At 62.7% G+C, this 11,482-nt stretch carries 8 protein-coding genes; 4 read left to right on the top strand and 4 right to left on the bottom strand.

Going from position 1 to position 11,482, the window contains the following annotated elements; all coding sequences use genetic code 11:
- The first annotated feature begins 82 nt into the window (after positions 1-82).
- Entirely contained in the window at positions 83-2,011 is a 1,929-nt protein-coding gene (locus tag F6S08_RS08875) for a transglycosylase SLT domain-containing protein (protein WP_065928162.1), read from the top strand.
- Positions 2,012-2,076: 65 nt separating this feature from the next.
- Here F6S08_RS08875 and F6S08_RS08870 read toward each other — a convergent pair whose 3' ends face one another.
- Positions 2,077-3,861, bottom strand: a complete 1,785-nt coding sequence (locus F6S08_RS08870) for an ABC transporter transmembrane domain-containing protein (protein ID WP_161985709.1) — start codon at positions 3,859-3,861, stop codon at positions 2,077-2,079.
- 246 nt (positions 3,862-4,107) lie between these two features.
- Here F6S08_RS08870 and F6S08_RS08865 point away from each other — a divergent pair, with 246 nt between their 5' ends.
- The gene (locus tag F6S08_RS08865; RefSeq protein WP_027604248.1) at positions 4,108-4,281 is read left to right on the top strand and encodes a PA1571 family protein; all 174 of its coding nucleotides are present in this window, start codon (positions 4,108-4,110) and stop codon (positions 4,279-4,281) included.
- A gap of 54 nt (positions 4,282-4,335) precedes the next feature.
- Here F6S08_RS08865 and pdxB read toward each other — a convergent pair whose 3' ends face one another.
- Complete coding sequence (gene pdxB / locus F6S08_RS08860; RefSeq protein ID WP_315871529.1) at positions 4,336-5,481, bottom strand: 4-phosphoerythronate dehydrogenase PdxB; 1,146 nt, start codon at positions 5,479-5,481, stop codon at positions 4,336-4,338.
- Between the two features lie 161 nt (positions 5,482-5,642).
- On the opposite strand from pdxB, the gene F6S08_RS08855 reads away from it, so the two are divergent.
- Positions 5,643-7,031, top strand: a complete 1,389-nt coding sequence (locus F6S08_RS08855) for an MATE family efflux transporter (RefSeq protein ID WP_065928165.1) — start codon at positions 5,643-5,645, stop codon at positions 7,029-7,031.
- A gap of 126 nt (positions 7,032-7,157) precedes the next feature.
- On the opposite strand, the gene tusA is transcribed toward F6S08_RS08855, so the two are convergent.
- Both tusA and rlmM read right to left on the bottom strand, forming a co-directional pair.
- Positions 7,158-7,409, bottom strand: coding sequence for a sulfurtransferase TusA (gene tusA / locus F6S08_RS08850; RefSeq protein ID WP_065928166.1), 252 nt, complete (start codon positions 7,407-7,409; stop codon positions 7,158-7,160).
- 27 nt (positions 7,410-7,436) lie between these two features.
- Positions 7,437-8,513 (bottom strand): 23S rRNA (cytidine(2498)-2'-O)-methyltransferase RlmM, encoded by a 1,077-nt coding sequence (gene rlmM / locus F6S08_RS08845; RefSeq protein WP_046490414.1) that lies wholly within the window; start codon positions 8,511-8,513, stop codon positions 7,437-7,439.
- A 196-nt stretch (positions 8,514-8,709) separates the two neighbouring features.
- On the opposite strand from rlmM, the gene acnA reads away from it, so the two are divergent.
- A complete protein-coding gene (gene acnA, locus F6S08_RS08840; protein ID WP_315871528.1) occupies positions 8,710-11,451 on the top strand; it encodes an aconitate hydratase AcnA in 2,742 nt (913 codons plus the stop codon).
- Positions 11,452-11,482: the final 31 nt, after the last annotated feature.

The following is an 11,482-nucleotide window of genomic DNA, read 5'->3' as shown; positions in this document are numbered from 1 at the left end:
GGCCGCTGGCAAAAGGCTAAGCTAGGGGCAATCAGTGTCGGCGGTGCCGGTGCTAGTCGTGATTTCTCTGCACGGACGTCTCATGCGCAGTCGCCTTTTCAACTTTTTATCTTGTCTGCTTTTTTCCGCCACCGCCGTTCAATCCGCCCAGGCCGTGGACCTCACCACCCAACGTCAATATTACGATGAAGCCAAACGCGCCCTGGCCAAGGGCGATACCGGCCCCTACATGCAATACAGCCAGGCCCTGGCCGACTACCCGCTGACGCCTTACCTGGCCTACGACGAACTGACCGCCCGGCTGAAGACCGCCAGCAACGAGGAAATCGAACAATTCCTTGCCAAAAACGGCGACCTGCCCCAGGCCAACTGGATGAAACTGCGTTGGTTGCGCTGGTTGGCCGAGCGTGGCGACTGGCAGACCTTTGAAAAGTACTACGACCCCAAGCTTAATTTCGTCGAGCTGGACTGCCTGCACGGTCAGTTCCAACTGACCCACAACTTGAAGGCTGAAGGCTACAAAACCACGGAAAAACTCTGGATGACCGGCAAATCCCAGCCGGCCGCCTGTGATGCCACCTTCAGCCAATGGGCCGCCGACGGCCAACTCACTGAACAAAAAATCTGGGACCGCGCCAAACTCGCCGCCGAAGCACGCAATTACCCGCTGGCCAACAGCCTGGTAAAAACCCTGCCGACCCTGGGCGCCCAGGGCCGCCTGATGGTGGACGTAGCACAGAAGCCCGACATGCTCGGCGACCCGTCGCGCTTCCTGCCGGCCACCGAGGCGATGTCTGACGCCGTCGGCCTGGGCCTGCGCCGCCTGGCACGCCAGGATCCGGACAAGGCCATGGCCCTGCTCGACGGTTACGCCAGCAGCATGCACTTCTCCCGTGACGAAAAAGTGGCAATCGCCCGTGAAATCGGCCTGACCCTGGCCAAGCGCTTCGACCCGCGAGCGCTTGAGGTGATGACCAAGTACGACCCCGAGTTGCGCGACAACACCGTGTCCGAATGGCGCCTGCGCCTGCTGTTGCGCCTGGCCCGCTGGGAAGATGCCTACCAACTGACGCGCAAACTCCCGCAGGATTTGGCCACCACCAACCGCTGGCGCTACTGGCAGGCCCGCAGCCTGGAACTGGCCGAGCCGAAAAACCCGCAAGCCCTGGTGCTGTACAAGAATCTCGCGCAGGAACGTGACTTCTATGGCTTCCTGGCCGCCGATCGCTCCAAGGCTCCGTACCAGTTGAAGAACAAGCCGCTGCTGATGAGCCAGGCGCTGGTCAACAAAGTGCGTAACACCCCGGGGGTGCGCCGTGCCCTTGAGTTCTACGCCCGTGGCCAGATCGTGGATGGCCGCCGCGAGTGGTACCACGTCAGCCGCCATTTCAACCGTGACGAAATGGTCGCCCAGGCCAAGCTGGCCTACGACATGAAGTGGTACTTCCCAGCGATCCGCACCATCAGCCAGGCCCAGTACTGGGATGACCTGGACATCCGCTTCCCGATGGCCCACCGCGACACCCTGGTGCGCGAAGCCAAGGTCCGTGGCCTGCATTCCAGCTGGGTATTCGCCATCACCCGCCAGGAAAGCGCATTCATGGACGACGCCCGCTCCGGGGTCGGCGCCAGCGGCCTGATGCAACTGATGCCCGGCACCGCCAAGGACACTGCGCGCAAGTTCAGCATCCCCCTAGCCTCACCCGCCCAGGTGCTGGACCCGGACAAAAACATCCAGCTCGGCGCGGCTTACCTGAGCCAGGTGCACAGTCAGTTCAACGGCAACCGTGTCCTCGCCTCCGCCGCCTACAACGCCGGTCCCGGCCGCGTGCGCCAGTGGCTACGTGGCGCCGACCACCTGAGTTTCGACGTCTGGGTGGAAAGCATCCCGTTCGACGAAACCCGCCAGTATGTGCAGAACGTGCTGTCTTATTCGGTGATCTACGGGCAGAAGCTCAACTCGCCACAGCCGTTGGTGGACTGGCATGAGCGCTACTTTGATGATCAATAAGGTTTGAAGCAGAAATGAAAATGCCCGCATTGAGAGATGCGGGCATTTTTTATGCGCACCGCAACTCAGTGTTCGCTGCTCTCCTCAACCCCATCACTGAACTGCAACGCCGCCAATCGCGCATATAACGGATTGCTCGCAATCAACTGCTGATGCGTGCCCACCGCCACCAGCCTGCCCTGATCCATCACCGCGATACGGTCAGCGTTCTTCACCGTCGCCAGTCGATGGGCGATAACCAGCGTGGTACGCCCTTGCATCAATTGCGGCAACGCTTGCTGGATCAGGTGTTCACTCTGGGCATCCAGGGCACTGGTGGCTTCGTCCAGCAGCAGGATCGGCGCGTCCACCAGCAACGCACGAGCAATCGCCAATCGTTGGCGCTGGCCGCCGGAGAGGCCCATGCCGCCGTCGCCGAGGTGGGTCTGGTAGCCGTCGGGCATTTGCAGGATGAAATCGTGGGCATGGGCGATGCGGGCGGCGGCTTCGACTTGCTCGCGCGTGGCCGCTGGGTTGCCGTAGCGGATGTTCTCCTCGACGCTGCCGAAGAACAGCGCCGGGCTCTGGGACACCAGGGCGAAGTGGCGACGCAGGTCCAGGGGGTCCAGATCGGTCAGCGCCTGGCCTTCAATCAGGATGCGGCCTTGCTGGGGATCGTAGAAGCGCAGCAACAGGTCGAAAAGCGTCGACTTGCCCGCGCCGGACGGCCCCACCAGTGCCAGGGTTTCGCCGGGGTTGATGCTCAGGTTCAGGCCGTCGATGGCGTAGCTGTCCGGCCGTGAAGGGTAGGAAAAGCGCAGGTCCTGCAGCTCCATACGGCCGCTGACGCGCTCGGGCAACTGCACTTTACCCGTGGCCGGCGCCTGGATCTCGTTGCTCGACTGCAACAGCTCACCAATGCGCTCCGCTGCACCGGCGGCACGTTGCAGTTCACCGAGGACTTCGCTCAGGGTACCGACGGCGCTGCCGACGATCAGGCTGTAGAACACGAACGCAGCCAGCTCGCCGCCGGAAATGCGCCCGCTGATCACATCCATGCCGCCGACCCACAGCATCACGCCCACCGCACCCAGCACCAGCATGATCACCAGGGTAATCAACCAGGCGCGCTGGGCGATGCGTTTGCGTGCGGTGGTGAACGCCTCTTCCACGGTCACGGCAAAGCGTTGCTCGTCCTGGACCTGGTGGTTATAGGCTTGCACGGTCTTGATCTGGCCAAGGGTCTCGGACACGTAGCTGCCCACATCAGCAATACGGTCCTGGCTCAGGCGCGACAGGCTGCGCACGCGACGGCCGAAGATCAGGATCGGCGCCAGCACCAGCGGCAGCGCCACCACCACGATGCTGGTGAGCTTGGGGTTGGTGATGAACAACAGCACGATGCCGCCGATCACCATCAAGGCATTGCGCAGGAACAGCGACAACGACGAGCCGATCACCGATTGCAGCAAGGTGGTGTCGGTGGTCAGCCGCGATTGGATTTCCGAGCTGCGGTTGTTCTCGTAGAAACCTGGGTGCAGGTAGATCAGGTGGTTGAAGACCTGCCGGCGAATATCCGCCACCACCCGCTCACCGATCCACGACACCAGGTAAAACCGCGCAAACGTGCCCACGGCCAAGCCCAGCACCAGCACCATGAACAGGCCGATGGACTGGTTGAGCAGGTGCGGCGATTGGGTCATGAAGCCCTGGTCCACCAGCAGGCGAATGCCCTGCCCCATGGACAAGGTGATGCCGGCGGTGACGATCAGCGCGACCAGAGCACCGAGGGCCTGCCAGCGGTAGGGCGCGATGAAACGACTGGCCAGGCGAATTGCACGGCGTTGACGGACTGAGAGCATGGAGGGCATCACCTGATCGGAAAGGGTTGGTACCTGCCTGCTTACATGGGGGGAACTTGCGCGAATAACAATGAGTCAGGTTAATTATGCCCGCCGATGCTGGCCCCTAGAGGCTATCGGTCTAACACCCGGCTGGAAATCCACAGCGGTTTCTGGTGGACTGGGTGTTCGAACCGGTGATCTCGTAAGGAGTTGTAACAGCGCGGTCACTCGGGGGTTATACAGTAGGTACACAACCTGATGAGGAGACAGGCCATGACCTTGCAAAACAGCAGCGATGCCAAGATTGAAGTGATCCGCCAACCGCAGCACTTGCCTTGCTCCGTGATCGACGCCCAGGGCCGCGAAGTGCAGATTACCGAAGAGATGATCCAGCAAGCGTGCCGCGAGCTGGAACAGCGACTGGTCAAGCCTGCCCAGCAAGGCTGAAGGGCCTACGCTCTTTCAAACCCGGCCCCGGTGGCCGGGTTTTTTATTCGGTGTTTAAACGGTTGCCGCGCCCAATGCGGACACGATGCGCGCCAACACCGCTGACTCCCCATTCACAATGCGCACCTTCAAGCCGTCGATTTCACGACGCTCCGGATAATGCTTGCGCAGCACGTCGAACGCCTTGCGTTGTTCTTCGACGGTACCCACCAGGCTGCGGCGGAAATCCGCATCATCACGGCGCGGGTCGTACACGCTGCGGCACAACGTCGCCAGCGCCCAGGCCGGATCGGTCGATGCGTTCAAGTGCACTTCGGCCAGCCACGGTTGCGGCAACAAGTCGCCCAACTGAATGCTCGGCTCCTGGCCCAGGTGCCCGCAGAACGCCTGATAGATCTGCGCCGTACCGCGCTGCTTGCCGTCCAGGCTGTAACCGGCGATATGCGGGGTGGCCAACACACACAGGTCGGCCAGGTCGACGTCCACCTCGGGCTCGCCTTCCCAAACGTCCAGCACCGCTTGCAGGTCTTCACGCGCCAGCAGCACATCGCGCAGGGCCGCGTTGTCCACCACCGGGCCACGGCTGGCGTTGATCAGCCAGGTGCCGGGCTTGAGGCGGTTGAGGCGGTCGCGATCAAACAGGTGCCAGGTGGAACCATTGCCGGACTTGGTCAGCGGCGTGTGCAGGCTGATCACATCGCATTGCTCGATGATCTGCTCGAGGCTGACGTAATCGCCGTCTTCGGCGATCTGCCGCGGCGGGTCGCAGACCAGCACGTTCCAGCCCAGGCCCTTGAGCACTTCGATCAGCCGCCCGCCCACTTCACCGGCGCCGACCACGCCATAGGTACGCTGATTGAGGTCGGCGCCTTCGATCTCGGCCAGGGTTTGCAGGCTGCCCAGCACATAGTCCACCACGCCACGCGCATTGCAGCCGGGGGCGCTGGACCACTGGATACCGGCCTGCTTGAAGTAATCGAGGTCGAGGTGGTCGGTGCCGATGGTGCAGGTGCCGACAAAACGCACCTGCGTGCCGTCCAGCAGGGCGCGGTTGACGTTGGTCACCGAGCGCACCAGCAGCACATCGGCCTGTTCGACGGTGGCGCGGTCGATGGAACGGCCGGACACTCGGCGAATCTGGCCAAATCCTTGGAAGAACTCATCGAGCAGCGGGATATTTTCGTCGGCAACAATCAGCATGGCAGGCTCCTTTGGCGGATCAGCAGTGTACAGGGATGCGATCTTCAATGTGGGAGGGGGCTGGCAGGTCGCTTACAAATCCCTAACACAGGTTTTTTCCTGACCGTTACGTCAAGGCGTAGAATCCGCGGCCTTGCACCCTCTTGACTGGACTTGCGTACGTGAACACTGCCACTGCCCCCCTCACCCGCCCCGCCCGCATCAGCCGGGAAGTGGGTGGCCTGCTGACGCTCGCGCTGCCGATCATGATCGGCCAACTGGCAACCACGGCCATGAGCTTCGTCGATGCGGTGATGGCCGGGCGCGTCAGCCCCCAGGACCTGGCGGCGGTGGGCCTGGGCAATTCGATCTGGATTCCGGTGTACCTGCTGATGACCGGTACGCTGCTGGCCACCACGCCGAAAGTCGCCCAGCGCTACGGTGCGGGCCACTACGGCGAAATCGGGCCATTGGTGCGTCAGTCACTGTGGCTGGCGGTGGTGGTCGGCATCATCGGCGCACTGCTGTTGCTTTGCGCCGAGCCGATCCTGCATGCCATGAAGGTCGAGCCGGACCTTATCGCCCCCACCATGGGCTACCTGCATGGCATCGCCGCCGGGATGCCGGCCATCGCCCTCTACTACGTGCTGCGCTGTTTCAGTGATGGCCTGGGCCGCACCCTGCCCAGCATGGCCATGGGCCTGTGCGGGCTGGCGCTGAATATTCCACTGAACTACATCTTCATCTACGGCCACCTGGGCGTGCCGGCCATGGGCGGCGTGGGCTGCGGCTGGGCCACGGCCATTGCGATGTGGGTGATGATGCTCGGCATGGCCGCCTGGACCCGCTGGGGGGCGGCCTACCAGAGCAGCGAACTGTTCAAGCGCTTCGACTGGCCGCAGTGGTCGGTGATCAAGCGCGTACTGGGGATTGGCCTGCCGATCGGCATCGCGATCTTTGCTGAATCGAGCATCTTTGCCGTCATCGCCCTGCTGCTCGGCAGCCTGGGCGCCACCGTTGTGTCGGGGCACCAGATCGCGCTGAACGTCAGCTCACTGGTGTTCATGATCCCCTACTCCCTGAGCATGGCCGTCACCGTGCGCGTCGGCCAGGCCCTGGGGCGTGGCGAGGCGCGTGAAGCACGCTTCGCCGCCGGGGTCGGCATGGGCACGGCGCTGGCGTACGCCTGTCTGTCGTGCAGCCTGATGCTGGTGTTTCGCGAGCAGATTGCGGCGATCTACACCCCGGACCCCATCGTCATACACCTGGCCTCGACGCTGATCGTGTTTTCAGCGCTGTTTCAGTTCAGTGACTCGATCCAGGTCACCGCCGCCGGCGCCCTGCGGGGCTACCAGGACACCCGTGTCACCATGGTGCTGACCCTGTTTGCCTATTGGGGCGTGGGGCTGCCGGTGGGGTACGCCCTGGGGCTGAGCAACTGGCTGGGCGAACCCAGCGGCCCGAGCGGTTTGTGGCAAGGGCTGATCGTGGGCTTGAGCTGTGCGGCGGGGATGCTGCTGGTGCGCCTGGCGCGCAGTGCACGCCGGCGCATTCGCGCCAACAAGGCATAAGCACAACGCGTACCCCTATAGGAGCGAGCTTGCTCGCGAAAAACCCGAGAGCGCCGCGTTACTTCAGGATACCCGCATCATCGTTAACGCCCTTCGCGAGCAAGCTCGCTCCTACAGGGACCGGTGTTAGTCGAGTTTTTTGCGGATCCAGTACAGATAGGTACCGGCCTGCTCCTGTTGATCCACCAGTTCATGGTCAAGGAACACGCAGAACTTGGGGATATCGCGGCGCGTCGACGGGTCGGTCGCGATCACCTTGAGCAAGCCGCCGGGCGGCAGGTCGCGGATGTGCTGGTGCAGCATCATCACCGGCTCAGGGCAGTTGAGGCCCGTTGCGTCGAGGGTGCCATCCACGGCGGTGTCGAAAATATCGCTCATTGTCTACTCCTGAAACCGGCGCTCAGTTTAGCGGGCCTTGGTTTTCTTCACATCCACCAGCCGACGCAGGTGGCAGGTCACTTCTTCACGGTCGTGATACAGCTGCTTGCAGCCGATCTCCACCCGAATGCCGCGCGCCTTGAAACCGTCCTCGATACGTTCCAGCAGGCGCTTGACCTCGGCGTAACGCTGTTTCATCGGCAACTTCAGGTTCACCACCGCCTCGCGGCAATACCCTTCGCCGATCCAGGTCTCAAGCAGCGCCGCGTTGCGCGCCGGCTTTTCGACGATGTCGCACACCATCCAGTCCACCGGCTGCTTGGGCACGAAAGTAAAGCCGTCGGCCATCAGGTGCTGCACCAGGCCGGTGTCCATCAGGCTTTCGGCCATGGGGCCGTTGTCGATGGCGGTCACCAGCATGCCACGGTTGACCAGTTGCCAGGTCCAGCCGCCAGGGGCCGCCCCCAGATCGACACCGGTCATGTCGCCATGCAGGCGCTCGTCCCATTGGTCGCGGGGGATAAAGTGGTGCCAGGCCTCTTCCAGCTTCAGGGTCGAGCGGCTGGGCGCGTCCCGAGGGAATTTCAACCGCGGGATGCCCATCGGCCACATCGCCGAGTTATTCGACTCGGCCAGGCCCATGAACACTTCGCGGCCGCTTTTGAAGGTCAGCAGCAGGCGCGGCTTGCTCGGGTCGTCCACCAGCTTGCCGGCGTTCAACAAGGCTTTGCGCAGGTGCACTTCGAATTTCTTGCAGAAGTTCGAGAGTTCCTTGCCGTCATTGGTGTCGACCATCTCCAGCCACAGGCTGCCGCACACCGGGAATTCACGCAGGTGAGCGAGGATCACGCTGATACGGTCGGTTTCCGGCAGGTCGATAAACACCCCGCGCGCCCACTGCCGCGGGAAGATCAGCTCGGCAAAGCGCTGGCCGTGCATCAGGCGCTGGGCGCCGTCTTCTTCGGTGCAGACAAATTCGGCGCAGGCGCTGCCGGTCTTGGCCTTGGCGTAGCCGGAAACGTTCAGGCGCGCGGCGTGTTCCGCGATCTCGGAACAGACTTCGCCCTCAAACCCCGGGCGGCAGTGCATAAAAAGGGTGTTCATCGACTCTCCTGGTGACTCAACTGACGTTGCGCTATCGCAATGCCTGTCATGAAAACGCGCGCATGATAGCCGAGTTCGGAACCTTGGTTCTGTCCATAGAGTCCAGTAATTAGCCAGCTACTGAAAACAGCGCTAGTTTGAAAGCTCTGTTCGTCCCGTCAGGTCCGTAGCCGTGCGGACCATAAGGAGTCATGTAATGTCATCCCTTGATAGCCTGAGAACCCTTAAAACTTTAGAAATCGACGACAAGACCTACCACTATTTCAGCCTGCCCGAGGCCGCCAAGAGCCTGGGTGACCTGGATAAGCTGCCGATGTCCCTCAAGGTGCTGCTGGAGAACCTGCTGCGCTGGGAAGACAACAAGACCGTCACCGGCGCCGACCTCAAGGCCATTGCCGCCTGGCTCAAAGAGCGCCAGTCCGACCGCGAGATCCAGTACCGCCCCGCCCGCGTCCTGATGCAGGACTTTACCGGCGTACCCGCCGTGGTCGACCTGGCCGCCATGCGCGCCGCCGTGGCCAAGGCCGGCGGCGACCCGCAGCGCATCAACCCGCTCTCGCCCGTGGACCTGGTGATCGACCACTCGGTGATGGTCGACAAGTTCGGCAACGCCGACGCCTTCGAGCAGAACGTCGACATCGAAATGCAGCGCAACGGCGAACGCTACGCCTTCCTGCGCTGGGGACAGAGCGCCTTCGACAACTTCAGTGTGGTACCGCCGGGCACCGGCATCTGCCACCAGGTCAACCTCGAATACCTGGGCCGCACCGTGTGGACCAAGGACGAGGACGGCCGCACCTACGCCTTCCCAGACACCCTGGTGGGCACCGACTCCCACACCACCATGATCAACGGCCTCGGCGTGCTCGGCTGGGGCGTGGGCGGGATCGAAGCGGAAGCAGCGATGCTCGGCCAGCCGGTGTCGATGCTGATCCCGGAAGTGATCGGCTTCAAGCTCACCGGCAAATTGAAAGAAGGCATCACCGCCACCGACCTGGTGCTGACCGTCACCCAGATGCTGCGCAAGAAAGGCGTGGTGGGTAAATTCGTCGAGTTCTACGGCGACGGCCTGGCCGACCTGCCCCTGGCGGACCGCGCGACCATCGCCAACATGGCCCCGGAATACGGCGCCACCTGCGGCTTTTTCCCGGTGGATGAGGTGACGCTGGACTACCTACGCCTGTCCGGTCGCCCGGCTGCAACCGTGAAGCTGGTCGAGGCCTACACCAAGGCCCAGGGCCTGTGGCGCCACGCTGGTCAGGAACCGGTGTTCACCGACAGCCTGGCCCTCGACATGGGCAGCGTCGAAGCCAGCCTCGCCGGGCCGAAACGCCCACAGGACCGTGTGTCCCTGCCCAATGTCGGCCAGGCGTTCAGCGACTTCCTCGACCTGCAGTTCAAACCCACCACCAAGGAAGAAGGCCGCCTGGAAAGTGAAGGCGGCGGCGGTGTGGCCGTGGGCAACGCCGACCTGGTGGGCGAAACCGACTATGAATACGAAGGCCAGACCTATCGCCTGAAAAACGGCGCCGTGGTGATCGCCGCCATCACCTCCTGTACCAACACGTCCAACCCCAGCGTGATGATGGCCGCCGGGCTGGTGGCGAAAAAAGCCGTGGAGAAAGGCCTCACGCGCAAACCCTGGGTGAAAACCTCCCTGGCGCCTGGCTCCAAAGTGGTCACCGACTACTACAAGGCCGCGGGCCTCACCCAGTATCTGGATAAAATTGGCTTCGACCTCGTGGGCTATGGCTGCACCACCTGCATCGGCAACTCCGGGCCGTTGCCCGAGCCGATTGAAAAAGCCATCCAGAAGGCCGACCTCGCCGTAGCGTCGGTGCTGTCCGGCAACCGCAACTTTGAAGGCCGCGTGCACCCCCTGGTGAAAACCAACTGGCTGGCCTCGCCGCCGCTGGTGGTGGCCTACGCTTTGGCGGGGACCGTACGCATCGATATCAGCAGCGAACCGCTGGGTAACGATCAACAGGGTAATCCGGTGTATTTGAAGGACATCTGGCCGAGCAGCCAGGAGATCGCCGACGCCGTTGCGCAGGTCAGCACCGGAATGTTCCACAAGGAATACGCCGAGGTGTTTGCCGGTGACGAACAGTGGCAAGCCATTGAAGTGCCACAGGCCGCGACCTATGTGTGGCAGAAAGACTCCACCTACATCCAGCACCCGCCATTCTTCGACGACATCGCCGGGCCTCTGCCGGTGATCAAAGACGTCAAGGGCGCCCACGTACTGGCGTTGCTGGGGGACTCGGTGACCACCGACCACATTTCCCCCGCCGGCAACATCAAGACCGACAGCCCCGCCGGCCGCTACCTGCGCGAGCAAGGCGTGGAGCCGCGTGACTTCAACTCCTACGGCTCACGTCGGGGCAACCATGAAGTGATGATGCGCGGCACCTTCGCCAATATACGCATTCGCAACGAAATGCTTGGCGGCGAGGAAGGCGGCAATACGCTGTACATCCCCACCGGCGAGAAAATGCCGATCTACGATGCGGCCATGAAGTACCAGGCCTCGGGCACACCGCTGGTGGTGATCGCCGGTCAGGAGTACGGCACCGGCTCCAGCCGCGACTGGGCCGCCAAGGGCACCAACCTGCTGGGGGTCAAGGCGGTGATCGCCGAGAGTTTCGAGCGGATTCACCGTTCCAACCTGGTGGGCATGGGCGTGCTGCCGCTGCAGTTCAAGCTGGATCAGAACCGCAAGGCGCTGAAGCTTACGGGCAAGGAGAAGATCGATATTCTCGGCCTGACCGAGGTAGAGATCGTGCCGCGGATGAACCTGACGCTGGTGATTACCCGCGAGGATGGCAGCAGCGAGAAGGTCGAGGTGCTGTGCCGGATCGATACCTTGAATGAAGTGGAGTACTTCAAGTCGGGGGGGATTCTGCACTATGTGCTGCGGCAGTTGATTGCCTCTTAAGGCGATCTCAAAAGCAATGGAGATCAAATGT

Source organism: Pseudomonas sp. JV449 (genome assembly GCF_032424295.1).
GTDB classification, from domain to species: domain Bacteria; phylum Pseudomonadota; class Gammaproteobacteria; order Pseudomonadales; family Pseudomonadaceae; genus Aquipseudomonas; species Aquipseudomonas marginalis.
The sequence above is the reverse complement of the archived record's forward strand: the minus strand, read 5'-3'. Positions and strand labels throughout refer to the sequence as shown.

What these genes read in the sequence shown, in the direction of transcription:
- F6S08_RS08875 (WP_065928162.1), top strand. Translation starts at nt 83, where the DNA reads ATGCGCAGTCGCCTTTTCAACTTTTTATCTTGTCTGCTTTTTTCCGCC.
- F6S08_RS08870 (WP_161985709.1), bottom strand. Translation starts at nt 3,861, where the DNA reads ATGCCCTCCATGCTCTCAGTCCGTCAACGCCGTGCAATTCGCCTGGCC.
- F6S08_RS08865 (WP_027604248.1), top strand. Translation starts at nt 4,108, where the DNA reads ATGACCTTGCAAAACAGCAGCGATGCCAAGATTGAAGTGATCCGCCAA.
- pdxB (WP_315871529.1), bottom strand. Translation starts at nt 5,481, where the DNA reads ATGCTGATTGTTGCCGACGAAAATATCCCGCTGCTCGATGAGTTCTTC.
- tusA (WP_065928166.1), bottom strand. Translation starts at nt 7,409, where the DNA reads ATGAGCGATATTTTCGACACCGCCGTGGATGGCACCCTCGACGCAACG.
- rlmM (WP_046490414.1), bottom strand. Translation starts at nt 8,513, where the DNA reads ATGAACACCCTTTTTATGCACTGCCGCCCGGGGTTTGAGGGCGAAGTC.
- acnA (WP_315871528.1), top strand. Translation starts at nt 8,710, where the DNA reads ATGTCATCCCTTGATAGCCTGAGAACCCTTAAAACTTTAGAAATCGAC.